At 40.4% G+C, this 24,710-nt stretch carries 27 protein-coding genes; 16 read left to right on the forward strand and 11 right to left on the reverse strand.

The window, feature by feature from the left end:
- Nucleotides 1-7: 7 nt before the first annotated feature.
- From tsaA to NFU46_RS01575, 4 genes are all read right to left on the reverse strand, one after another.
- Nucleotides 8-712: a tRNA (N6-threonylcarbamoyladenosine(37)-N6)-methyltransferase TrmO gene (gene tsaA, locus NFU46_RS01560; protein WP_175081910.1), complete on the reverse strand. Its 705-nt coding sequence runs from the start codon at nt 710-712 to the stop codon at nt 8-10.
- A gap of 107 nt (nt 713-819) precedes the next feature.
- On the reverse strand, nt 820-1,392 hold the full coding sequence (locus tag NFU46_RS01565; protein WP_175078289.1) for an outer membrane beta-barrel protein: 573 nt from the start codon (nt 1,390-1,392) through the stop codon (nt 820-822).
- 240 nt (nt 1,393-1,632) lie between these two features.
- Nucleotides 1,633-2,097, reverse strand: coding sequence for an acyl-CoA thioesterase (locus NFU46_RS01570; RefSeq protein WP_054561436.1), 465 nt, complete (start codon nt 2,095-2,097; stop codon nt 1,633-1,635).
- 103 nt (nt 2,098-2,200) lie between these two features.
- The gene (locus NFU46_RS01575; protein WP_251599031.1) at nt 2,201-3,847 is read right to left on the reverse strand and encodes an electron transfer flavoprotein-ubiquinone oxidoreductase; all 1,647 of its coding nucleotides are present in this window, start codon (nt 3,845-3,847) and stop codon (nt 2,201-2,203) included.
- Nucleotides 3,848-4,040: 193 nt separating this feature from the next.
- On the opposite strand from NFU46_RS01575, the gene NFU46_RS01580 reads away from it, so the two are divergent.
- The 3 genes from NFU46_RS01580 to NFU46_RS01590 all read left to right on the forward strand — a co-directional run bounded on the left by NFU46_RS01580 (nt 4,041) and on the right by NFU46_RS01590 (nt 6,285).
- Nucleotides 4,041-4,790 carry an electron transfer flavoprotein subunit beta/FixA family protein gene (locus tag NFU46_RS01580; protein WP_063705098.1) on the forward strand — a complete coding sequence of 250 codons (750 nt, stop codon included), beginning with the start codon at nt 4,041-4,043 and terminating at the stop codon, nt 4,788-4,790.
- A complete protein-coding gene (locus NFU46_RS01585) occupies nt 4,791-5,717 on the forward strand; it encodes an electron transfer flavoprotein subunit alpha/FixB family protein (RefSeq protein ID WP_251599047.1) in 927 nt (308 codons plus the stop codon). It abuts the gene before it with no gap.
- 250 nt (nt 5,718-5,967) lie between these two features.
- Nucleotides 5,968-6,285 (forward strand): DUF2845 domain-containing protein, encoded by a 318-nt coding sequence (locus NFU46_RS01590; RefSeq protein WP_251599050.1) that lies wholly within the window; start codon nt 5,968-5,970, stop codon nt 6,283-6,285.
- Between the two features lie 43 nt (nt 6,286-6,328).
- On the opposite strand, the gene asnS is transcribed toward NFU46_RS01590, so the two are convergent.
- Entirely contained in the window at nt 6,329-7,726 is a 1,398-nt protein-coding gene (asnS, locus tag NFU46_RS01595) for an asparagine--tRNA ligase (RefSeq protein ID WP_054553906.1), read from the reverse strand.
- Between the two features lie 271 nt (nt 7,727-7,997).
- On the opposite strand from asnS, the gene NFU46_RS01600 reads away from it, so the two are divergent.
- On the forward strand, nt 7,998-8,432 hold the full coding sequence (locus NFU46_RS01600) for an ATP-binding protein (protein WP_054561441.1): 435 nt from the start codon (nt 7,998-8,000) through the stop codon (nt 8,430-8,432).
- Nucleotides 8,433-8,740: 308 nt separating this feature from the next.
- On the opposite strand, the gene bioA is transcribed toward NFU46_RS01600, so the two are convergent.
- The gene (gene bioA, locus NFU46_RS01605) at nt 8,741-10,033 is read right to left on the reverse strand and encodes an adenosylmethionine--8-amino-7-oxononanoate transaminase (protein ID WP_251599066.1); all 1,293 of its coding nucleotides are present in this window, start codon (nt 10,031-10,033) and stop codon (nt 8,741-8,743) included.
- A 98-nt stretch (nt 10,034-10,131) separates the two neighbouring features.
- Here bioA and bioB point away from each other — a divergent pair, with 98 nt between their 5' ends.
- The 5 genes from bioB (at nt 10,132) to htpX (ending at nt 14,833) form a co-directional block, all read left to right on the forward strand.
- Nucleotides 10,132-11,172, forward strand: a complete 1,041-nt coding sequence (bioB, locus tag NFU46_RS01610) for a biotin synthase BioB (protein ID WP_251599069.1) — start codon at nt 10,132-10,134, stop codon at nt 11,170-11,172.
- Between the two features lie 7 nt (nt 11,173-11,179).
- Entirely contained in the window at nt 11,180-12,313 is a 1,134-nt protein-coding gene (locus NFU46_RS01615) for an 8-amino-7-oxononanoate synthase (RefSeq protein ID WP_251599071.1), read from the forward strand.
- Nucleotides 12,310-13,101 (forward strand): methyltransferase domain-containing protein, encoded by a 792-nt coding sequence (locus tag NFU46_RS01620; protein WP_251599073.1) that lies wholly within the window; start codon nt 12,310-12,312, stop codon nt 13,099-13,101. Before NFU46_RS01615 ends, NFU46_RS01620 begins: the two co-directional genes overlap by 4 nt.
- A gap of 13 nt (nt 13,102-13,114) precedes the next feature.
- Nucleotides 13,115-13,798: a dethiobiotin synthase gene (gene bioD / locus NFU46_RS01625; RefSeq protein ID WP_251599076.1), complete on the forward strand. Its 684-nt coding sequence runs from the start codon at nt 13,115-13,117 to the stop codon at nt 13,796-13,798.
- 174 nt (nt 13,799-13,972) lie between these two features.
- Nucleotides 13,973-14,833, forward strand: coding sequence for a protease HtpX (gene htpX / locus NFU46_RS01630; protein WP_054561446.1), 861 nt, complete (start codon nt 13,973-13,975; stop codon nt 14,831-14,833).
- A 39-nt stretch (nt 14,834-14,872) separates the two neighbouring features.
- On the opposite strand, the gene NFU46_RS01635 is transcribed toward htpX, so the two are convergent.
- On the reverse strand, nt 14,873-15,073 hold the full coding sequence (locus tag NFU46_RS01635; protein WP_054553898.1) for a hypothetical protein: 201 nt from the start codon (nt 15,071-15,073) through the stop codon (nt 14,873-14,875).
- 80 nt (nt 15,074-15,153) lie between these two features.
- On the opposite strand from NFU46_RS01635, the gene NFU46_RS01640 reads away from it, so the two are divergent.
- The 4 genes from NFU46_RS01640 (at nt 15,154) to NFU46_RS01655 (ending at nt 16,896) form a co-directional block, all read left to right on the forward strand.
- Entirely contained in the window at nt 15,154-15,633 is a 480-nt protein-coding gene (locus tag NFU46_RS01640) for a GNAT family N-acetyltransferase (protein ID WP_251599079.1), read from the forward strand.
- Between the two features lie 82 nt (nt 15,634-15,715).
- Nucleotides 15,716-16,147 carry a DUF3859 domain-containing protein gene (locus NFU46_RS01645; RefSeq protein ID WP_054553896.1) on the forward strand — a complete coding sequence of 144 codons (432 nt, stop codon included), beginning with the start codon at nt 15,716-15,718 and terminating at the stop codon, nt 16,145-16,147.
- 21 nt (nt 16,148-16,168) lie between these two features.
- Nucleotides 16,169-16,579, forward strand: a complete 411-nt coding sequence (locus tag NFU46_RS01650) for a GFA family protein (RefSeq protein WP_251599082.1) — start codon at nt 16,169-16,171, stop codon at nt 16,577-16,579.
- Between the two features lie 5 nt (nt 16,580-16,584).
- Nucleotides 16,585-16,896 (forward strand): antibiotic biosynthesis monooxygenase, encoded by a 312-nt coding sequence (locus NFU46_RS01655; protein WP_251599085.1) that lies wholly within the window; start codon nt 16,585-16,587, stop codon nt 16,894-16,896.
- A 232-nt stretch (nt 16,897-17,128) separates the two neighbouring features.
- On the opposite strand, the gene NFU46_RS01660 is transcribed toward NFU46_RS01655, so the two are convergent.
- The 4 genes from NFU46_RS01660 to NFU46_RS01675 all read right to left on the reverse strand — a co-directional run bounded on the left by NFU46_RS01660 (nt 17,129) and on the right by NFU46_RS01675 (nt 20,901).
- A complete protein-coding gene (locus NFU46_RS01660; RefSeq protein WP_158685574.1) occupies nt 17,129-17,272 on the reverse strand; it encodes a hypothetical protein in 144 nt (47 codons plus the stop codon).
- Nucleotides 17,273-17,469: 197 nt separating this feature from the next.
- Complete coding sequence (locus NFU46_RS01665; protein ID WP_251599088.1) at nt 17,470-18,678, reverse strand: porin; 1,209 nt, start codon at nt 18,676-18,678, stop codon at nt 17,470-17,472.
- A 311-nt stretch (nt 18,679-18,989) separates the two neighbouring features.
- On the reverse strand, nt 18,990-20,201 hold the full coding sequence (locus NFU46_RS01670) for a porin (protein ID WP_251599091.1): 1,212 nt from the start codon (nt 20,199-20,201) through the stop codon (nt 18,990-18,992).
- A gap of 178 nt (nt 20,202-20,379) precedes the next feature.
- A complete protein-coding gene (locus NFU46_RS01675) occupies nt 20,380-20,901 on the reverse strand; it encodes a TetR/AcrR family transcriptional regulator (protein ID WP_251599094.1) in 522 nt (173 codons plus the stop codon).
- Between the two features lie 206 nt (nt 20,902-21,107).
- On the opposite strand from NFU46_RS01675, the gene NFU46_RS01680 reads away from it, so the two are divergent.
- From NFU46_RS01680 to NFU46_RS01690, 3 genes are all read left to right on the forward strand, one after another.
- A complete protein-coding gene (locus tag NFU46_RS01680) occupies nt 21,108-22,694 on the forward strand; it encodes an ABC-F family ATPase (protein ID WP_082401562.1) in 1,587 nt (528 codons plus the stop codon).
- A gap of 261 nt (nt 22,695-22,955) precedes the next feature.
- A complete protein-coding gene (gene purE, locus NFU46_RS01685; protein WP_054553887.1) occupies nt 22,956-23,438 on the forward strand; it encodes a 5-(carboxyamino)imidazole ribonucleotide mutase in 483 nt (160 codons plus the stop codon).
- Nucleotide 23,439: 1 nt separating this feature from the next.
- The gene (locus NFU46_RS01690; RefSeq protein ID WP_251599098.1) at nt 23,440-24,588 is read left to right on the forward strand and encodes a 5-(carboxyamino)imidazole ribonucleotide synthase; all 1,149 of its coding nucleotides are present in this window, start codon (nt 23,440-23,442) and stop codon (nt 24,586-24,588) included.
- Nucleotides 24,589-24,710 lie beyond the last annotated feature (122 nt).

Consider the following 24,710-nt stretch of genomic DNA (forward strand, 5'->3'; position numbering starts at 1 on the left):
CTAAAAACTAGCATTTTTCAATGCTGGTCACTGTATTATGATTGTCCTGAACATGCCATCTAATATTAAAATCATATAAGGTCATGCCGTAGCTTTGTTCTGAGTCACGTTGCTTTTTATAGGCTGGGCGAGGATCTTGCTTTAATACATTGGTGATAAACGCTTTTAATTCAGGTTGTTCGGTCTGTTTTTCGATAAACGCCAGGGCTTCTTCACTAAACTCAACGCTCATATCGGTTTCTGGTCGGGTATCGGCAAAGCCTGCGGTGGCATCGGTCATTGCGTCTGAGTAGGGCAAATATGGCTTAATGTCTAAAATAGGTGTGCCATCGAGTAAATCGATACCTGAAAGCAATAAGCTTAACTGACCATTTTTATATTCGATACCCTCTAATTTTACGGCACTCATGCCAATTGCATTTGGGCGAAAGGTTGCACGTGTTGCAAATACACCTTTACGTTCATTACCGCCTAGGCGAGGGGGTCTCACCATTGCTGAATAGCCTTTATCTGCGGTTTCATGAAATCTGAATAGTAACCAAATATGGCTAAATTCATCGAGGCCGCGTACAAACTCTTCACGATTAAAATCGCTGCTGAATACCAGCTTTGCTTTAGCTTCAGGAACTAAACGAGGTTGGCGAGGTATGGCAAACTTTTGTTTATAAGGAGATTGAATATGGCCGACGGCAGTTAATTGGTATTCGCTCATTGTGCAATGTCGTTATGAAAATCTGCCGACATTTTACATGCATTACATGCAAACACAAAAAAGGCAGTCGAGACTGCCTTTTAAATATTTAGACTATACAGTCTAAATTAAAACATGTATTGGAATGATACAGACGCTACATCCATATCAGGGTCAATATCATCTTCCAATTTATAGCGCTCATACTCAAAACGTACTTGCATGTTTGTTGTGAAAGCATATTCTACACCTGCACCATAAAATACATCACCACCGTCTGAGTCAGCACTGATACTGCCAAGCTCGCCTAGGTCTTGCTCAATTTCAGCATCCCACTCTAGCCAACCACCTTTGGCATAAACAGAAAAGCTATCTGTAATTGGTGCTGCTAAGCGTGCTGCTAGTGAAACACCGTCAATTTCAGCTTTAGAATCGATATCGCTTACTTCATCAAAATTTTGGTAGGCCAGTTCAAGGCTTAAGTACTTGTTAAACTGAGTACCAATATAACCTTTCAGCATTTGTGAATCGTCATCAAAGTCAGTGTCATTTTCACTGTCTTCAAACTCAAAAGAATATTGGCCGTAGCCGATACCGGTATAAATACGCGGAGAATCCATTTCGGTAATATCTGCATGTGCAGCATTATTAAAACCTAGTAGTGCTAAAGAAAGTGCAGAAAGTGAAATTGCTTTAATCATTTAATAGCTCCTTTATAAAATAAATAAACGAATGTTTCGCGTCATTCACAAGGAGTATTGCAACGGCAATGCCAAGCTTAAAACAAAGCCTAAAGTATTGTTTTTAGGCTTTGTTTAGCGGGTTTTTGTGCAGTTTGTTGAAACTGTAATCAGGCATTCAGTTTGGCAGTCGTAACAATTTCAGGGTGCTCTGTAGAAGTTACTAGGTACGGTTTATAATTTTTTTGTTGCTTTAAGCTTTTAGGCTTTTTGTAAAAGGGTTTCTGTTTCTATCGCGATCTCTTTCATTTTAATCGCATAGTTTTCGATTTTCTTTTCTTCGTCAGTTACGGCTGTATATGAAGGGACTTCGATTGGGTAGCCTGCTTCATCCATAGCAATAAAACTAATAACACAATGGTTGGTTTCAACTAAGTTTTGGGTTTTAGGGTCGCCGCAGCGTACTTGAATAAAGATTTGCATACTGGTTTTACCTGTGTGGGCGATACTAGCTTTCACTTCGACTATTTGGCCAACCAAAATAGGGCGCTGAAACTTTACACCCGCAACAGAAACAGTTACGCAGTAGTGACCGCTCCAACCTGCAGCACAGGCGTAACCAGCTTGGTCAATCCACTTCATTACCACACCACCATGAACCTTACCGCCAAAATTGACATCAGTAGGTTCAGCTAAAAAACGAAAGGTTACACTTGAAGACGGCATACTTTACTCACTTTTATAAAACACGACATTTTCAGCATAGCCTAAAAAAGGGGCCGAAGCCCCTGCAATTTAGGATAAATTTTAATTAAATGAGTAACGTGCGTTACATATTAGGGTAGTTTGGCCCGCCAGCACCTTCAGGTGTTACCCAAGTAATGTTTTGACTTGGATCTTTTATGTCGCAGGTTTTACAGTGCACACAGTTTTGTGAGTTGATCACAAACTCTTTTTCACCTTCAACCTCTTGTACTTCGTAAACACCCGCAGGGCAGTAGCGTTGTGCTGGCTCATCAAATTGCGGTAAATTGACCTTAATTGGAATCGAGTTATCTTTTAGCTTTAAATGGCATGGCTGCGATTCTTCATGATTGGTATTTGATAAAAACACCGATGAAAGTTTATCGAAGCTCAGTTTGCCGTCTGCTTTCGGGTAATCGATTTTTTCGGCCTGATCAGCTGCAACTAATGTGGCATGATCTGGCATGTTGTCTTCAAAGTTAAATGGTAAGTTGCCACCAAATAGGTTTTGATCTAGGGTGTTATAAGCACCACCTAAGAACTTACCGAGTTTGTGCATAACAGGGCCAAAGTTACGTGATTGATAAAGCTCTTTGTACGCCCAGCTTTGTTCAAAAGCTGATTTATATTCGGCTAAATCGGCATTCTCTTTACCGTCGCTAAGAGCTGCTACTATCACATCAGCGGCAACCATGCCCGATTTCATGGCTGTGTGGTTACCTTTGATCTTGGCAAAGTTCAATGTGCCTGCATCACAACCTACAAGTAAACCACCCGGGAAGTGCATTTTCGGTAAAGAGCGCAGGCCACCTTTGGCAATAGCTCTTGCGCCATAGGCTATACGTTCACCGCCTTCTAAAACATCTTTAAAAACAGGGTGATGTTTCATGCGTTGGAATTCATCAAACGGGCTTAGATGTGGGTTTGAGTAGTTAAGGTCAACAATTAAGCCCACCACAACTTGATTGTTGTCGCTGTGATACATAAACGCACCACCACTGGTATCACCAGTTAACGGCCAGCCTGTGCCATGTACGACTGTGCCTTCTTTGTGTTTACTTGGGTCGATTTGCCAAATTTCTTTGAACCCTAAACCGTAATGCTGTGGTGATGCATCTTTATCAAGGGCAAAGTGTTTAATTAGCTCTTTACCTAAATGACCGCGGCAGCCTTCAGCAAATACTGTGTATTTAGCTCTAAGCTCCATGCCTGGCATGTAACCATCTTTTTCGTTGCCGTCTTTATCAAGGCCCATATCGCCAGTGATAATGCCTTTTACTGTTTCGTCTTCAATAATCAAAGAATGCGCAGTAAAGCCAGGGAATATTTCTACTCCTAAGTTTTCCGCTTGCTCTGCTAAAAAGCGACATACATTACCCATAGAGACAATATAATTGCCGTCGTTATGGAATGTTTTAGGGCTAGCAAAGTGGGGGATGCTGGTGGCTTTTTCACTGTTATTGAACCAGTAAATATCATCTTGCGTTACTTTAGTGGTAACTGGAGCGCCTAATGACTGCCAATCAGGTAATAACTCATCTAGTGCTTTGGTTTCAAAAACCGCACCCGATAAAATGTGTGCGCCCACCTCAGAGCCTTTTTCTACCACACAGATCATTAATTCTTGTTGTTTTTCTTGTGCTTGTTGAGCCAATCTAATCGCAGTTGATAAACCTGCTGGGCCTGCGCCTACAATGACTACATCAAATTCCATGGTTTCGCGTTCGACCATATAAACCTCTTCTCGGTGACGGACCTGCTGTAAAGAACCTTATTTCATACTTGCAAATGAAACGTTACAGGCTGTGAATACTTTAAGGTTATTTTAGGTTGACGTTTACGTCAACAGGAAGTAGTCTGAATTCATAAAATAAATAAGTTGACGTTTAGGTCAACTTTGAGAACACACAATTGATGGAGTCACGATGAAAGTCCTCGTTCCAATTAAAAGAGTAATTGACTACAACGTCAAAGCACGCGTTAAAGCCGATAAAACGGATGTTGATCTAGCTAATGTAAAAATGGCGATGAACCCGTTTTGTGAAATTGCAATTGAAGAAGCTATTCGTTTAAAAGAAGCAGGGACGGCCACTGAGGTTGTTGCTGTGACTATTGGTAATAAATCATCTCAAGAGCAATTGCGTACAGCCTTAGCACTCGGTGCTGATAAAGCCATTCATATTGAAACAGAAGAAAAGCTTGAATCTTTACATGTTGCAAAATTACTGAGCAAAATTGTAGAGCAAGAATCACCTGAGCTGGTTATTTTAGGTAAGCAATCGATTGACTCTGACAACAATCAAACCGGTCAAATGCTTGCTGCTTTAACGGGTCGTGGCCAAGGTACTTTTGCATCTAAAGTTGATGTTCAAGCGGGTACCGTTAATGTAACGCGTGAAGTAGACGGTGGCTTACAAACAGTTGCTCTTAAACTACCTGCTATTGTAACCACAGACTTACGTTTAAATGAGCCACGCTACGCTTCATTGCCAAACATTATGAAGGCAAAACGTAAACCACTTGATGTAATTGCTGCTGATAGTCTAGGTGTAGACCTTGCGCCTCGCGTGCAGCTGGTAGAAGTCAATGAGCCAGAAAAACGCAGTGGCGGCATCATTGTAGAAGATGTAGCAACATTGGTAGAAAAGTTAAAAACAGAAGCGAAGGTGATCTAAATGAAAACATTAGTGATAGCCGAACACGATAAAGGTGTTCTAAAGCCTGAAACCAATAAAACGATTACTGCTGCTGTTAAACTAGGCTTTGATGTAGATTTACTAGTTGCCGGCGAAAATTTAGCTGCAATGAGTGAGCAAGCAGCATCTATTGCAGGTGTTAGCAGCGTCCTGATTGCTGATGATGCCGCTTACGCACATCAGCTTGCTGAAAACCTAGCGGATCTGGTTTTATCTTTAGCAGATAACTATTCACACATTGTCGCGAGCGCTACAACAACGGGTAAAAACTTTATGCCACGTGTTGCAGCACTTTTAGATGTTGCGCAAATCTCTGAAATCATCGATGTGATTGATGCAGATACCTTTAAGCGTCCTATTTATGCAGGTAATGCGATTGCCACAGTTAAATCTCTGGATAGCAAAAAAGTAATCACTGTTCGTGCTAGTAGCTTTGATATTGCATCAGAGCAAGCACCGGTAGCTGTAACAAGCGTTACAGGTAAAGGCTCTGTTGGTTTGAGTGAGTTTGTATCAGAAGAACAAACTGAATCAGAACGCCCAGAGCTGACTGCTGCACCTGTGGTTATTTCTGGTGGTCGTGGTATGCAAAATGGTGAAAACTTTGCATTATTAAATGGTATTGCCGACAAACTAGGCGCAGCAATTGGTGCTTCACGCGCTGCTGTTGATGCGGGTTTTGTGCCAAACGATATGCAGGTTGGTCAAACCGGTAAAATTGTTGCCCCAGACTTATATATTGCTGTAGGTATCAGTGGTGCGATTCAACACTTAGCGGGTATGAAAGATTCTAAAGTGATTGTTGCCATCAACAAAGACCCTGATGCGCCAATTTTCCAAGTCGCTGACTATGGTTTAGTTGCTGATTTATTTGATGTGTTACCTGAGCTTGAAAGCGCTCTGTAATTCATAACGATTCTGGTTGTTAAAAGCTGTTCACCTTTTAGGTGCGCAGCTTTTTTTATGGTAATTTAAAAACACGAGCTGGAAAGGACGTTATACATAAACCGTTTTTCAATAAACCGATAGTTTAGAAGTTTTCATGCTTGCTTCATCTAACCTTTCGGATATTGGCTAAAGGGATTTTACATTCTAAAATTAAACTATAACTTCATAATCCAGAATCACATTTCAATGTTATTTTAAGGCAAGAACCATGTTCAAAAACCTTTTATTTTTATGTTTTTTATTCTGTCCTTTAATAGCCTTTGCTGGCAGCAGTTTTAGGTTATCTGATGGAGATCTTGTACTTAAAGATATGAGCAAAATTGAAGTTTTAGATAAATTAGGCACTCCCTTACTCAAAGACGTGCAAAGTTTAGGTATTGATACAGGCGGTAATATAAAGCCAGGTCAAAAGGTAGAAACTTGGTCTTATAAGCTTAAAGGCTCAATTGGCGGTGAGTATTTAGTATCTATCACCTTTGAAGGAGATAGAATTGTCGATATTACATCTGTACAAAAGAAAAACTAAAAAGCCGCTCGAGAGCGGCTTTTTATTTGCTAGGCGATACTGATTAGTATGTCGCGCTGCCTTTAGTGCGAGGGAAGGCGATAACGTCACGTACGTTACCCATACCTGTTACATATGCAACTAAACGCTCAAAACCTAGACCAAAACCTGAGTGCGGTACAGTGCCGTATTTACGTAGGTCGCGGTACCAGCTGTAATCTTCTTTGTTTAAGCCCATTTCTTCTAGACGCTTATCTAGTACATCTAGACGCTCTTCACGTTGAGAGCCACCGATGATTTCACCAATACCTGGTGCAACTACGTCCATTGCAGCGACTGTTTTGCCGTCTTCGTTTTGACGCATGTAGAAGGCTTTAATATCACGCGGGTAGTTTTTGATAACTACTGGCGCATTAAAGTGCTCTTCAGCAAGGTAACGTTCGTGCTCAGACTGTAAATCTACACCCCATTCAACAGGGTATTCGAACTTCTTGCCACACGCTTTTAAGATTTCGATAGCATCTGTGTAATCAACTTGCGCGAAATCTTTAGTTACGAACTCTTCTAAACGAGAGATAGCTGTTTTCTCAACACGTTGTGCAAAGAATTCCATATCATCACGACGCTCAGTTAATACTGCATTGAAAACGTATTTAAGCATGTCTTCAGCAAGTTTTGCGATATCTTCTAAATCTGCGAATGCAACTTCAGGTTCAACCATCCAAAACTCTGCTAAGTGACGAGATGTGTTTGAGTTCTCAGCACGGAAAGTAGGGCCAAAAGTATAGATTTTTGACATTGCTGAGGCATATGTCTCACCATTTAATTGACCAGATACTGTTAAGAATGCTTCTTTACCGAAGAAATCCTCACTGTAATCGATGTCGCCTTTATCTGTGCGTGGTAAGTTTTGCATATCTAAAGTAGATACACGGAACATTTCACCGGCACCTTCACAGTCACTTGCAGTGATGATCGGTGTGCTGATCCAGTAGTAGCCTTGCTCGTGATAAAAACGGTGAATCGCTTGTGCTAAACAGTTACGTACACGGGTTACCGCGCCCATGATGTTAGTACGAGGGCGAAGGTGTGCGTGCTCACGTAAATATTCAATGCTGTGACGTTTCGCAGACATAGGGTAGGTGTCTGGGTTCTCAACCCAACCTAATACTTCTACAGAGTTAGCTTGAATTTCGAAAGACTGACCTTGACCTGCAGAAGGCACAAGAACACCTGTTACAGATACAGAACAACCGGCAGTTAAACGTGTTACTTCATCATAATTATTGAGTGAATTAGGTACTACCGCTTGAATAGGATCAAAACACGAACCGTCATGAACGGCTAAAAATGAAATTCCTGCTTTTGAATCGCGGCGTGTACGGATCCAGCCTTTTACTGTTACTTGGCTGTCTACCGCAACCTTGCCTTTTAATAGCTCTGAAATCGCTAAATGGCTCATCTTCACTCCAATGATATAAGTTGCCTAATATAATAATGCTGTGCATTGCACTTGAATCGACTATCTTACCCTCGTAAATCAAATAAAAAAACTATTGAGGCGTACTCTTTAGTAGTTTTTCTTCAATTGAGTAAAATAGCAGCAATATTTTGCGTAAAATTTGCGTTTATTTAAATTCTCGCTGCGCTAATTGGTTATTTTGTGGCATTATTAACAATTCTCAATAGGATAACTGTCCTTTAGTCTTTAATTAAATTGTATAACAGGTGCTATGAAACAAGTTTTTATTCTTCGCGGCTTACCAGGCTCAGGTAAATCATATTACGCACAAAGCCTTGCTGATGAGTTGGTAGCTGGTAATGAAAGTGATTATGTCGTGTGCGCAACAGATGATTATTTTTACAATAGCGAAGGTGTGTATCAATTTGATAAGTACAAGTTATCTGAGTATCACAATCTAAACCTTGCACGCTTTATTAATGCCTTAGCAGAAGAAATCCCGTTAGTAATTGTTGATAACACTAATATTAAAAAGTGGGAATTTATCGCCTACGCACAAGCGGCTACCGCACTGGGTTATCAAGTAAAAGAAGTGATCGTTGGTGAAATTAAAGATAAATCGCTGCAGCATCTTTACGCCAAGCGCTGTGAACATAAAGTACCGCTTCGAATGATCAGTAAAATGGCATATATGTTTGAATGGTAAAGTTTAAAGGAAAAGGAAGCATCAGCTTCCTTTTTTATGTCTAGAGGGCGTGTTGACCTTTGTGGATTAAAATTTGTTCACTCTAGGGGCGATTTAATCGCGGCGCGAGATTTGTAACCTAGTGGGCTAAGTAAAAATCGAGCAACAAAGAGTTAATCGCCCCTAGGAAGAACCCGAAGGGCAGCGCGTGTTTGGCATTGATGCTGCGTTATCGCCTATTTATGTGGAACAACCACACTACATAGGCTCTGTCTTGCCTAAATACCAAACACACTGCTGCAAAATTAATCACAAAGGGTCAACACGCCCTAATACGCCTGTTGTTCTATGGCTGCATAAATAGCGTTACACAACTTAGTTAAGCTTTGTTCGTCGCTTATGTAAGGCGGCATCAAATAAATTAACTTGCCAAACGGGCGTATCCACACACCTTGCTCTATAAAAAAGCGTTGAATTTTTGCTACATCTACACTTCTATTAAGCTCAACAACACCAATTGCCCCCAATGTTCGCACATCGACGACTTCATCGAGCTGCTTACACTTTGCAAGCTGGGTAGTTAGTACATCATTTATATGTTCTATTTGTTCTTGCCACGGTTGCTCTAACAGTAAATCAATACTTGCGCAGGCAGTAGCACAGGCAAGCGGGTTACCCATAAAGGTTGGGCCATGCATTAATACGCCGGCTTCACCCTCACTAATGCCAATAGCTACTTTGCTGGTGGTTAATGTCGCTGAGAGTGTCATCATGCCGCCCGTTAATGCTTTGCCAATACATAAAATATCCGGCTCAATGTTGGCGTGCTCAACAGCAAACAAGGTGCCGGTGCGGCCAAAGCCTGTAGCGATTTCATCACAAATAAGTAAAACATCATACTTATCACACAGAATGCGTAAGTGTTTTAAGTAATCAGGGTGGTAAAAATTCATTCCCCCAGCATTTTGTACAATGGGTTCAATGATAAATGCCGCAACATCTTGGTGGTGAGCTGCAAAGTAGCTTTCAAGCGTATCAGCTTCTGCAGGGCTAAATTCACCATTAAATTTAGCACTCGGCGCAGGTACAAAAACATGTTCAGGTAAAAACCCTGAGTACATGCTGTGCATTGAATTAACCGGATCGCAAACGCTCATGGCTGCAAAGGTATCGCCATGGTAGCCCTTAAGCGGCGTCATTAACTTTTGTTTGCTGGTATAACCTTGGCTGAGCCAGTACTGCAAGGCCATTTTTATTGCAACTTCAACACTCACAGATCCACTGTCGGCTAAGAACACCTTATCGAGTGACTCAGGTGTGATACTGACTAGCTTTTTACACAGCTCAACAGCAGGCTCATGAGTTAAACCACCAAACATGACATGGCTCATTTTACTAACCTGTTTAGTGATTGCCTCATTTAAAACAGGGTGGCAGTAACCATGAATCGCACTCCACCAAGAGGCCATACCATCTATTAGGCTTTCGCCTGTTTCTAAGAAAATACGATTTGCATTGGCATGACTGACTGAGTAAACGGGAAGGGGCTGAGTCATAGAAGTATAAGGGTGCCAAATATGCTCACGATCAAAATCTAAATCTATTGGTTGTTTATTAATCATATGTAAACTTTATATCACTTCGATTAGTTGACAATGTTACGTCAAGTCGTAGACTAAGCCAATCAAACCGTCCCAATAATTTAAAAAAAGAGACTATTATGGAGCACGCAGTTGTCCGTCACGATTGGACTCACCAAGAAGTAAAAGCATTATTCGAAATGCCGTTCAATGATTTGTTATTTAAAGCGGCCAGTGTGCATCGTGAAAACTTCAACCCAAATGAAGTACAAATTTCTACTTTGTTATCGATTAAAACCGGTGCTTGCCCAGAAGATTGCAAATATTGTCCTCAGTCAGGTCATTATAAAACAGACTTAGACCGTGAACGCCTTATGGAAGTAGAAAAAGTGGTTGAGCAAGCGCGTGTTGCCAAAGAAAAAGGCGCAACCCGTTTTTGTATGGGGGCTGCGTGGTCTGATCCGAAAGAACGTGACATGCCTTATATTTCAAAAATGGTAAAAGAGGTTAAAGAGCTAGGCCTTGAAACCTGTATGACCCTTGGCATGCTAGATAACGAAAAAGCCCATGCATTAAAAGACGCGGGCCTTGATTATTACAACCATAACTTAGATACATCACCTGAGTATTACCAGCAGATCATTACAACCCGTACTTACCAAGACCGTTTAAACACTATCGATAACGTGCGTGATGCCGGTATGAAAGTGTGCTCTGGCGGTATTGTAGGTATGGGCGAGCAGGCTGCTGACCGTTTTGGTTTATTAATGCAATTAGCTAATTTGCCGCAGCAGCCAGAGAGTGTGCCAATTAATATGTTGGTTAAGGTTAAAGGCACGCCACTTGAAGATGTCGAAGACTTAGACCACTTTGAGTTTATTCGTACCATTGCTGTTGCACGTATAATGATGCCGAAAAGCTATGTTCGTTTATCAGCTGGTCGTACGGGGATGAATGAACAAATGCAATCTATGTGTTTCTTTGCCGGTGCTAATTCAATTTTCTACGGTGATAAACTACTGACTACAGAAAACCCTGAAGCAGACGCAGACATGATGCTGATTAAAAAATTAGGCATGAACCCAGAAACACGTGAAGATTATTCTGATGAAGCGGTTGCAGCATCACTTTCATCAAAAGTTGCTGATAAAGCAACATCAGAACTATTTTACGAAGCGTAATATTTAAATGGCTTTTGATTTTATTGCCGAGCATCTTGTTGACCGACAAGCAGATGCATTACTGAGAAAGCGCCAACTTGTTGAGCAATCAAGCGGGCGCTTTATTCAGGTTGCAGGTAAACAGTATTTAAATTTTGCCAGTAATGACTACCTTGGCTTTGCTGATGATTTTATTGAAATACAAGCGCAGCAACTAGGTAGCCACAGTTCAGCATTAGTGAATGGTTATAATAAACCACAACAACAGCTTGAGCAGCGTTTATGCGAGTTATTAGGCTATGAAAGCGCCATGTTATTTAACAGCGGGTTTAGTGCCAATAGCAGCGTATTAAAAGCATTGTTTCAAGATAAAACCGTGGCGCAATCATCGGCAATTTTTCAAGATAAGCTTAATCATGCCAGCCTAATTGATGGCGGCCTCCATTCTGCCGCTGCCATGGTGCGCTTTAATCATAACGACCTTAAGCATTTAGAATCTCGGTTACAAAAGTCAAAAGTCAAGCATAAGCTCATAGTAAGTGAAGGGGTGTTTTCGATGGATGGCGATCAAGCACCCATTGAAGCACTCTGTAAACTCGCTAAACAATATAACGCGTGGCTGATGATTGACGATGCCCATGGCTTTGGAGTATTGGGCGAGCAAGGTTTAGGCAGTTGTGAGTCAATCAAGCCTGATTTACTGATTATCACCTTTGGCAAGGCACTAGCAAGTAGTGGTGCTTGCTTGCTTGCATCAAAGCAAATGATAGATTACATGCTGCAGTTTAATCGCGAATACATTTATTCAACGGCGATGTCACCACTGATGGCAAGTTGTACTCTTGAACGACTCGAAAAGTTATTAAAAGCGGATAAGAGACGCGCTCAGCTTACAGAGAATATTGCCTACTTTAGAGCACTTGCCAAAGAGCATAACTTAGCATTAATGGAATCATCAACGGCTATACAACCTTTGGTATTGGGCGATGCAGAACACACGCTTGCCGTTGCTAATAAGCTTAAAGATAAAGGCGTTTGGTTAACTGCTATTAGACCGCCCACGGTGCCTTTTAATACGGCACGACTTAGAGTCACAATAAGTAGCGCGCATCACCCTGACGATATAAAACAGCTTGTTGATTCGCTAGTGGAGTGTTTATGAGTGTTCAACTGCAAGCGCCTTTAAGCTTTCAACACAGTAATAAGCTAACAACACAAACAAAGTTCTCTAAAGCAGCTGCAAATTACACAAGCCATGCTAATGTACAAAAACAAGCGGCTGCGCACTTATTTAAAATGATGGCAAGTAAACATCAGCAGGGTACTTGCCTTGATTTAGGGGCTGGGCCTTTAGTTAACACGGCATTGCTTAAAACACATTTTGATACTGTATTAGCAATGGATTTAAGTCATTCCATGTTAAGCACAGAGCAAAACCCGCATTGTTTAAAAGTGTGTGCTGATATGGATAACCTACCATTACAGCAAAATTCGCTAGATTGTGTGTTTAGTAATTTTGCAATGCAATGGTCTGCTGATTTAAAAGGGCTACTTAAAAGTCTTTTTTACTCCCTAAAAGCAGGCGGTAAGGTTTATTTAAGCTGTGTTGTAGATGGATCCCTTACAGAAATCAAACAGGCTTTTGCTTGTTTAGACGAGCAAAACCATATTAATCAGTTTCATTGTGCTAGTCATATTATTGAGTATGCAAAATTGGCGGGGTTTAAACTGAACTTTGCAGCTGATAGATGTTATATAGATGCCTATAACTCTCCATTAGAAGCACTGCGTTCAATAAAAGCAATTGGTGCTACATCATTGCAAACTAAGCAAAAACGCCAAGGGTTATTAACAAGGCAGGCACTTAATAGTGTTTGTAAGGCTTACCCTCTGGTTGATGGGCATGCTAGAGTGAGCTATCAAGTTGTCCTTTTAGAACTAGAAAAATAGAATTAACTCAAAAATGAAAGAATTTTTTATCACGGGTACAGACACCGATGCCGGAAAAACCCATGTCACCAGTTTATTATTAAATTTACTAGCGCAACATAAACAGCGTGCAGTAGGTTTTAAACCCATTGCAGCAGGTGCAGAAGAAGCATTTGGTCAGCTAGTGAATGATGATGCATTAACCTTAATGGAAAGCTCATCAATTGGGGTTAAATATAACATAGTTAACCCCTTTACCTATGAGCCACCCATTGCACCGCATATTGCAGCTGCCCAAGTAGGTGACAGACTGACATTTGATAAGCTAGATACTGCTTATGCAAATGTAAAAGCACTCAATACCGATTATATTCTTACAGAAGGTGCAGGCGGTTGGTGTTTACCTATAAACGAAACCGATTTACTCAGCGATTGGGTTAAGTCACAAAACCTTAATGTTGTGCTAGTAGTAGGCATGAAGCTTGGTTGCCTTAATCACGCACTATTGACAGCGGCTCACTTTAAAGCGCTCGGTGTAAATTGTGTAGGTTGGATCGCAAATCATGTAGACCCAAACATGCGTGAACAAGACGCCAATTTAGAAACACTAAAATCAGCATTACCTTTCCCGCTTTTAGCGATTAGTCCATATACAGACGGCACCCCTAAATTAAAAATTTACAAAACCTTACTTGAAATTTTATCTATCAACCCATAATAATTGAGTTGTTACTTTTGACATACTCTGTCACAATTGGTTGCAATTAGTTCCTTGCAACCAATTGCATAAGCCCTAAACTGAGTTGGTAGAACACCCAGATAATTTTATTAACTAACGATTTTTAACCATGTCGTTAGTTAATACAATTGGTATGTTTATTCTGAGGTTTTTATGAAGCGTGTATTTTTGTTTCTACTGACTAACTTAGCGGTAATGCTAGTGTTAGGTATTGTGTTGTCTATTGTGATGAGCGTACTGGGTATTAGCCATCGCAGTTTAGGCGGCATTTTAGTTATCTCAACGGTGTTTGGTTTTGGTGGCTCGTTTATTTCGTTATTTATGTCGAAATGGATGGCAAAAAAATCAACCGGTGCACATGTTATTGAACAGCCTCGTTCTGAAACAGAACAATGGTTAGTTTCGACGGTAGCTGCGCAAGCGAAAAAAGCAGGTATCGCAATGCCAGAAGTGGCTATTTACGATAGTCCTGAAATGAACGCATTTGCGACCGGCCCAAGCAAGAACAATTCGCTGGTGGCTGTGAGCACAGGTTTATTACACAACATGAACCAAGATCAAGCTGAGGCGGTATTGGCTCATGAGGTGTCACACATTGCAAATGGTGACATGGTAACGCTGACCCTTATTCAAGGTGTAGTGAATACCTTTGTTATCTTTATGGCGAAAGTATTAGCAGGTATTGTTGATAACTTCCTTAATAGTGATGAAGAAGAGGGCGGTAGTAGCTGGACATACTTCTTGTTCGATATGATTTTCCAAATGTTATTTGGTGTTCTAGCAAGTGTGATTGTTGCTTACTATAGCCGTAAACGCGAATTCTCTGCGGATGCTGGTGCAGCTAAACTAGTAGGTGCAGATAAAATGCGTAGCGCCCTTGAGCGTTTAAAACAAAACCACCCATCACAACTAGAAGGTTCAATGATGGCATTTGGTATTGCAAGCGGTAAAGGTGTTGCTGAATTATTCTCATCACACCCACCACTTGATGAGCGTATTAACGCATTACGTTAATCTTAAACACGAAAAAGCCAGCTGATGCTGGCTTTTTTATTATTGGTTTTTCTCACGCTCGAGTTGTTGTGGCAACAATACCTCAACAATTTCACGGGCCGGTAAGGTATACCTTACACCATCAAACATCACAGAAGTATGTTCATCAATACTGGTGATCCCTGTTAAGGTCCAGCCTTCACCGCGCTCTTTACAGTAAACTGTAGTGGTAGGTTGAATTACTTTAAATTCTTCACTCATCGAACTTAATCTAATTGCTTGAAATTGCGTTTATAGTAAGACAATAATGCCAGCTCATAAAGCAAAAAGAAGAAATTAACGTGTCTAGCCACGATGACTTAGCCTTTGACTTACGCCCAATTCGTCATAGAGATTGTCAAGCGATATGGGATATTTTAAAAGATCCCCAAGTGCAAACATTTAACGATTACGATGCTGATATAACGAAAGGTGACGTGTATGACTTTATTCAAGGCGACATAGAACGTTTTTATAATCAACAAGGCATTCGTTTAGTTATTATTTTACGAAGTAGTGGGCAGGTTATTGGCAGCGTAGGCATATTTAACATAATTGACGGGCAGGGCATGTTGGGATTTGAGTTGTCGTCACAATACTTTGGCAAAGGAATAATGCAAAAGGTACTAGATATGCTATTTGAAAAACTGACGACCTTTGTACCTGCTCCGCTAAACAGTGTGTTAGCTTTAGTTAACCCAAATAATAGCGCAAGTATTAAACTTTTAACTAAATGTGGCTTTCAACAACGTGACACTCACTGGGTAAAATACGTTAGCTAATTACTATAATAGTACAATCTTGTTCTGCTAGGGTTGCTACTATAAAATAGCGCCTCATTTTTACAAAGGAGCGCCAGCAACTATGGCAAAGGCCAAACCAATTACCAGTATTGAAAGTTACGGTATTTACAGTCATTGGGATGCAAAAGAAAAAGACCTGCCACAAATCACCGAATTTACAACAGACGTTCCTGCACAGTTAGATATTGAATTTGGCTTTATAGTTAACATTAAAAAGGCCAAAGGACAAAAAATTAAATTTTGCGTTTACCACCCAGATATTCCGGATGAAGATGGCGAGATCATGCCACCGTTTGAGGGCGAACAGTACGTTAAAACAAACGATTGGCAGTTTTATTTAGGTGATACGATATGGGCACCTGTTGACAATAAAGTAGGTATTTGGCGCATGACTATTGAGTTAAATGGCCATATAATTGCTGATAAATCCTTTAACTTATTAAAGGAAGCCGAAGGCACTGCCACTGAATTTTGGAAGCATCGCGGTTATTAATCTTTAAACCTGAGAGGGACTATGTATCAAGGAAGTTGTTTATGCGGCGAAGTAAAAGTAGCTATTGCTGGTGGTATAGACTCAATTATTCATTGTCATTGCTCCTTATGTCGTAAAAACTCAGGCACAGCCTACGCAACCAATGGCTTTATTCAACGAGATGGTTTTAACCTTACAGAAGGTAAGCAGCATCTAAACGCGTTTGAATTTAAACCCGGCAGAATTCGTTATTTTTGTAGCTGTTGTGGCTCACCTATTTATAGCGAGAATAAAGATGACCCAAGCCGCTTACGTATTCGCTTAGGTTTATTAGATAGCGATATAAATGAGCGCCCGATCAGCCATAACTTTGTAAGCTCTAAAGCAAATTGGGATACATTTGACGAAAAAATTCCATGTTATGATGGTTTTGAACCAAGTAGGGGGAAGTAACAGCCATGATAGCGAATACACCAAAACCCCCTTATTACGCCGTAATTTTTACGAATACCTTATCTGACGATACCGATGGTTATGTTGAAATGGCAAATAGAATGGTAGAGCTTGCAGAGCAACAAACTGGGTATTTAGGCATGGAGTCTGTTCGTGATGGTTTGGGTATTACGGTGTCGTATTGGCAAAGCTTAGATGCGATAAAAGCCTGGAAACAAAACGTAGAGCACTTAAATGCCCAACAGCTCGGCAAAGATAAATGGTACAGTGCGTTTACAACGCGTATTGCTAAAGTAGAACGTGATTATTCATTGTAATAGCCATTAACCACAAAAAGAACACATCATACTGATTTGAGATTTATTTCAATCTAAGCATAGCTTTGAATTTGAGATTTTTTATAGGCAGGGTAAGTGTGTAGGATCCAATAAGGAGCTCATGAAATAATGAGAAAAATCACATTATTTGGCTACTGACTTTGTCGCCAACTTTTTGTTTATCTCGAAGCAAAGAGTCAAAAGAGTTTAAACATTTGTTTCCAAAAAACACTCAATATTTGTTTAACTTAAGTGTGCTTAATGTAACCAGCATCACACCAATAGCAAAGCCCATTACTAAACCACCCGATAAATCGGAACTAACACCAAATACCGTATCCGATTCTCTGACATTTGTTAGCCAGTGAAAGAGCATGAACGAAACGCTAGATATTGATGAAAGTAGAATTAGCTTTACCTTATTAGACACAACAACCTCAAATATTGACGTATTTTAGTTTTATGGTTGTTAAGTAATAGCAGACGTTGATTGATATTGCGAACACAAAATAATATGAACATAAGTGATTTATCGCCGTAAAGCCCACAATAGTGGGCTTAGTGTTTTTGTAATTACAAAGTGTAATTAAAACCAATGGCAATACCGTCATCTTCAGTTTGTGACATCTGTGCTTCTTGCTCAGCGTCATTACTCGAAAAATCGCTAAAATCTTTACGAGCTTCAATATATAAAATGGTGTCATCGCTCATAAAGTAGTGCGCACCAATTACTGCAAATTGGCGTTTAAACACATCTTCAGGGTCGGCATTAAAGTTCGGCTGAATAACATAGTCACTACCTGCATCAAAAACGTTATAAGCAACAAAAGTACGTATGTCATTATCAAAGCGGTAGCTTAAAATAGACTCTAATCCGACAGCATCTTTGATCAAGCGACCTAAGTTGTCGGTATCGTGGTTTTCGTTTTTATTGATATTCGCTGATGCATACCAACCCGGTTTATAAAAATCACCATAGGTAATGCCCATACCATAAATTAAATCGTTTACTGATTGATTTCTGCCACCGGCATACACAATATCAAACTGGCCACGGTTAACACCGGCAGTAACTTTTAAATTAGGGCTAACCGAGTAGGTGAGTGCAGCGCCATAAGTCGAATTAAATTCTACTTTTTGCGCAGCATTGTTTCCTTGGTTCCAAAGTACTTCACAAGAGCTTCTTGAAATATCAACGATGTCACAGGTGTAAAATTCATCAGATTTTAGCTGTGCTTGGAGCGCTAAATGAAAATCACCCCAGGTATTACGATACTGCAGTACTTTATCGCCACGGCCTGTGCCATTTACAGCTCCGTCATCTTTATTGTAGGTATAAACACCTGCAGCATTACCATCCCACACTAAGCTGTAGTTGGTGTTATAAACAACGTCGTACCATGCACCCCATTGTTTACCTAATGTCACTTGGCCGTAATCGTCATGTTTAAGGCCAACATAGCCTAAGCGGTTATATAAAAACTCATCTTGAATTGATTCAAAGCGATTGCTGTAAACGATATCGCTGCTACCAACAGGGTTTACACCCCATTCCAGTAAAGCAAACGCTTGCCAGCCGTTTTTTAATTGGCGCTTAAAATCAAAATTAATGCGTGATGCACCGTTTACTACCTCAGTTTCGCCTTGCGTATTAATCACCCTTGCATCGATAAAGCCTCCAACAGTAACGCTATTGGTTTGATCGTTATAGATCTCGATGGCATTGGCTGTAGGTATGGCAAGCATGCCTGCAACAAATAAGGCAGTGTGTGTTCTTTTCATAGAGTACCTTGATTAAATATTGTCCCTAATAGGTATAATTTAGTTAAGAGACGGAGATTATCAAAGCTAAAATAGGGTCAAAAGTGAAAAATTATCATGCAACAAACCTACATCGAGGAAAAATTATTCACTTTAGGTTCACTGTGTTGAATTATCAATGAGTTAATAAGTCTAAAAAAAAGGCGACTTATGGTCTATTTTTTTAGTACTAGTTTGGAATTGGGTGGGTGGCGCTTTAATTATACAAAAAGGTCATAAAATAACACGCGAAGATAAAGCCCACCAAAGTGGGCATTCAATGTTTAACTTAACTACAAACTGTAATGAAATCCTATAGCAAAGCCATCATCCTCAGTTTCTGACATTTGCGCTTCTTGCTCTGCGTCAGCACTTGAAAAGTCGCTAAAATCTTTACGGGCTTCAACGTATATAAGGTTTTGGTCGCCCATAAAATAATGAAAACCTAAAACAGCAAATTGACGTTTGAATACATCATTCGGATCAGCGTTGAAGTTTGGTTGGATAACGTAGTCATCTCCAGCATCATAGACGTTATAGGCAAGAAATGTTCGAATATTATTCTCGAAACGATAACTTAATATCGACTCAGAACCAATCGCCTCATTTATTAATCGACCTAAATTATCAGTATCATGGTTTTCATTTCGGTTAATATTTGCTGATGCATACCAACCAAGATTATCAAACTCTCCAAAGGTAACACTTGCACCATAAATTAAATCTGTGACTGATTGGTCGCGTCCTGTTGCATAAATAATATCAAATTGACCACGGTTTACACCGGCAGAAAATTTCAAATTGTCATTTAAATAATAGGTAAGGGCTGCGCCATACGTTGAGTTAAATTCTACTCTTTGTGCAGCACTATTAGTACCTTCATTCCAAAGTGCTTGGCAAGCACTTCGTGAAATATCAATAATATCACAGGTATAAAAATCGTCTGTCTTCAACTGTGCCTGAATAGCAACGTGTAGGTTACCGAAACTATTCCTATATTGTACTGTTTTATCTGAACGGCCAGTGCCGTTCACACCACCATCACCTTTGTTATAGGTATATACTCCAGCTGCATTACCATCCCACACTAAGCTGTAGTTAGTGTTGTAAACAACGTCATACCAAGTACTCCATTGCTTACCAAAGGTAATCTGACCATATTTATCGTGTTTTATGCCAACATAACCTAGGCGGTTATACAAAAATTCATCTTGTACAGTTTCAAAGCGGTTATTGTACACAATGTCATTACTGCCTACTGGGTTGATCCCCCATTCTAGTAGAGTAATTGCTTCCCAATCATTTTGCAGTTTACGGGTAAAATCAAAATTAATTCGTGAAACGCCATTAACAACTTCAGTTTCGCCTTGTGTAGCAATAACCCTAGCATTGATATAGCCACCAATTTTTACACTATTTTGATCATCTTTATATATTTCAATTGCATGTACACTTGAAATGCTAGTGACACTTGCGATGATTGTGAATAGAAGAGCTTTTTTCATATATATATCCTTGCTTGTAGCATGTCCCTAAAGCCGAAAGATAACGAAAGCAATTGAATTATTAAAGCGGGGAAGGAGCTTTAACCGAAGAATAAATTAAAATACGAACTTTCTGAGAATAAATTATCCAAAATTGTGACTGGTATTTTTCAAGGATACTAATCAAAAAATGCTAAGCCTAAAAAATAGACACCTTCTGACTTAACGTTCTGAGCATGAGTTTAGTGTTTGGGGTTTCGGCGCCTAAGCCATACAACAAGGTCATAAAATAGCAGTCGAGTAATATAGCTGCTTTTACTTTATTAAATTGCGGTTGGTCGGCAAAAACTAATGATTGAATTAGCTCCATGTGCTGTTGCTGGAATGATTGCGAAAACAATCGCTGGCTAAAAAGCACTTTATAAAAGCGGTTGTGTAAACAATAAAACTGATAAAAATATTGCGCGTAATGATTAATCTTTAAGCGAGCAGGGCGGTGAATATCGGTTTCTTTTGCGCGCTCCAACACATCATTAAATTTGTCTTCGAGGCAGGCTTCTAAAATAGCCACTTTATCTACAAAATGATTAAACAAGGTGCCAACCGCTATGTTGCTTGCTGCTGAAATTTGCCGTGTAGAGGTATCGTTAAACCCTTGCTCAGTAAAGAGTCGCCAAGCCGCCTCTAAAATACGTTGGTGAGTATCGCCATTTTTGCTCATTTTTAACCTGCTGTTTTTATTTGGTTATTTTAAAAGTGAGCGTGCTCATATACATATATGAGCACGCTCATTAAAGGTAGTCGTAAGTGTTGAGCTTGTAAAATTAGCCGGTGTATTTAATTAAACTTTCATGGCGTGCCACGCGGCTTTAGTTTAAAATTGCCCGCAGTTTCGTTTTTACTTTTTACCCGCTGGAGGGTACCGCTATCATTAGTACAGCTAATATCACCATGCAATTTGGTGCTAAACCTTTATTCGAAAATATCTCAGCAAAATTTGGCGATGGTAACCGTTACGGTTTAATCGGTGCGAATGGCTGTGGTAAATCAACCTTCATGAAAATCCTAAGTGGTGAACTAGAGCCATCTTCAGGCAATGTCAGCACAGATCCAAACGAGCGTATTGCTAAACTAAACCAAGACCAGTTTGCTTACGAAGAGTTTTCTGTAATCGACACAGTGATCATGGGACATAAAGAGCTGTGGGAAGTAAAAAAAGAACGTGACCGTATTTACAGCTTACCTGAGATGAGCGAAGAAGACGGTATGCGTGTAGCAGACCTAGAAACTGAGTTTGCCGAAATGGATGGTTACTCAGCAGAAGCTAAAGCAGGTGAGTTACTAATTGGTGTAGGTATTGGCACAGAGCAACACTACGGCCCTATGTCTGAAATCGCACCGGGTTTTAAACTGCGAGTGTTACTTGCACAAGTGCTGTTCTCTGATCCAGATATCATGCTACTCGATGAGCCTACCAATAACTTGGACATTTACACCATCAAGTGGCTAGAAGACGTACTAAACCAGCGTGACTGTACCATGATCATCATTTCGCACGACCGTCACTTCTTAAACTCAGTTTGTACACACATGGCCGACATCGATTACGGTGAGCTTCGTATTTACCCAGGTAATTACGATGAGTACATGTTTGCTGCAACGCAAGCTCGTGAGCGTCTACTAAGCGAAAATGCCAAGAAGAAGAGCCAAATTGCCGAACTTCAACAGTTCGTATCGCGCTTCTCTGCGAACGCTTCAAAAGCAAAGCAAGCAACATCACGTGCTAAACAAATTGATAAAATTCAGCTTGAAGAAGTTAAAGCATCTTCTCGTCAAAGCCCGTTTATTCGTTTTGAGCAAGAAAAGCAGTTATTCCGTAATGCCTTAGAACTAACAAATTTAACACAAGGCTTTGAAGAAACATTATTCAGTGGCCTTGAAGGCCTTGTTGAAGTAGGCGAGCGTATTGCAATTATCGGTGAGAACGGTGTTGGTAAAACCACACTATTAAATACTCTTGCTGGTCGTTTAGCACCGAAGCAAGGTGAATTTAAATGGTCTGATAACGCTAATATCGGTTATTACGCTCAGGACCATGCTGACGAGTTCGAACAAGACATGAACTTATTTGAGTGGATGGAACAATGGCAACAAGAAGGTGACGACGAGCAAGTTGTTCGTAGTTTCTTAGGTCGTATGCTGTTTTCACAAAACGATATCAAAAAGTCAGTAAAAGTGATTTCAGGTGGTGAGCAAGGCCGTATGTTGTTTGGCAAAATTATGATGCATAAACCAAACATCTTATTAATGGATGAGCCAACCAACCACATGGATATGGAATCAATCGAAGCGCTTAACTTAGCACTTGAAGCATACGAAGGGACATTATTGTTCGTATCTCACGATAGACAATTTGTATCATCGCTTGCAAACCGTATTTGGGAAATCAAAGACGGCAAAGTTATAGACTTTAAGGGTACATACACAGAGTACCTAGCAAGCAAAGAAGCTTAATTATCTGATGAGTGATTAAAAGCCATGCATGTCATGGCTTTTTTGTGCTTCTAGAGTCGCATCTTGATGTGGTTTAAGAGCGATTTATACTGCGTTATCGATTTTAACAATAGAACCTCTATTATTTGCATCAACGCTTTGCAAAATCGCTTTTAATTCCAACTGAAACTCGCATCTTGATGTGAGTTAGGTATATAATACCCGCCACAAAATAAGGACAAAAGTCCGCTTTTTAGAAAACTATTTAACTGAGGTGTATTTATGACTGTTGGCATTATTATGGGTTCCAAATCAGACTGGCCAACGATGGAACATGCGGCGTTAATGCTAGAAAAATTCGGCATTGAATACGAAACTAAAGTTGTTTCTGCTCACCGTACCCCTCAATTACTTGCTGACTATGCAAGTTCAGCTGCAGATCGCGGCATTAAAATTATTATCGCAGGCGCCGGTGGTGCTGCGCACCTACCTGGTATGGCTGCGGCGTTTACATCACTGCCAGTTTTAGGTGTACCAGTTAAGTCTAAAACACTTAATGGTGTTGATTCGTTATTATCTATCTGCCAAATGCCTAAAGGTGTTGCGGTAGGTACTCTTGCTATTGGTGAAGCAGGCGCTGCAAATGCTGGCCTTTTAGCGGCACAAATTTTAGGTTGCCAACAGCCTGAAATCTTCGCAAAAGTAGAAGCTTTCCGTAAAGAACAAACAGACACTATCTTAGCTAACCCTAATCCTGCAGAGTAATATGAATATTCTAATTTTAGGTGCAGGTCAGTTAGCTCGCATGATGAGCTTAGCGGGTGCACCGCTTGATTTAAATGTTGTTGCCTACGATGTGGGTAGTGAAAAAATCATTCACCCATTAACTGGTGAAGTTCATAACAGCACATTACAACAAGCTATTGATAACGCAGACGCGATTACAGCAGAGTTTGAACACATTCCTGATGATGTACTTACACTATGTTGTCAAAGCAATAAGTTTTATCCGGGTAAAGCGGCAATTAAAACAGGTGGCGATCGCGCACTTGAAAAAGCATTACTTGATAAAACAGATGTTGAATGTGCGCCTTACCAATTAATTACAGAAAAAGCGCACCTTATTGCTGCTGTAGAGCGTTTAGGCAAGCCACTTGTGATCAAAACTTGCCAAGCGGGTTACGATGGTAAAGGGCAATGGCGCTTAAAGTCTGATGATCAAATTGACCAAATCTGGTCAGAAATGGCAGATTTCATAGCATCAGGCACTGAAAGTGCGCCGCATTCTATTATCGCTGAAAAGATGATCCCATTTGACCGTGAAGTATCTATCATTGGTGCTCGCGACAAAGCGGGTAACACCGTTATTTATCCATTGACTGAAAACCAACACACCAATGGTGTACTTACGCTTTCAGTTGCCGGTAAAGAAAAAGCAGCAATTCAAGAACAAGCAGAGCTGGCATTTAACAAGTTAGCGCAAGAGCTTGACTATGTAGGTGTATTAGCAATTGAGTTTTTTGATGTACAAGGTACGTTATTAGTTAACGAAATTGCGCCACGTGTTCATAACTCTGGTCACTGGACACAGCAGGGTACACATTGCTCACAGTTCGAAAACCACATGCGCGCTGTTGCAGGTCTACCATTAGGTAGTACAGAGTGTCTTCGTCCTACTGCTATGATCAACGTATTAGGTCAGCCTTCAATCCCACACTCAGTACTGGCAACGCAAGACGTTACAAGTCACTGGTATGGTAAAACGGCGAAACCGGGTCGTAAGATGGGTCATATCAATGTATCGGCTGATAACCTTCATCAATTAGGTGAGCGTTTAGCGGCACTGGCTGAAATTCTGCCAGAGCAAGACTACCCAGGTGTAGCAGCTACCAGCACTCAACTTATTTTAAACTAATCAGTTTAAATTCTTAAAAGCCGAGTTTATCTCGGCTTTTTAATTACCCGCAAACTTCGCTAATTTTGTACCTCTTGTCTCAAAGCACTTGCGTCAGGGTCATCTTGCTATAGACTAATATT

It is taken from the genome of Pseudoalteromonas sp. NCCP-2140, from assembly GCF_023708065.1.
GTDB lineage: Bacteria > Pseudomonadota > Gammaproteobacteria > Enterobacterales > Alteromonadaceae > Pseudoalteromonas.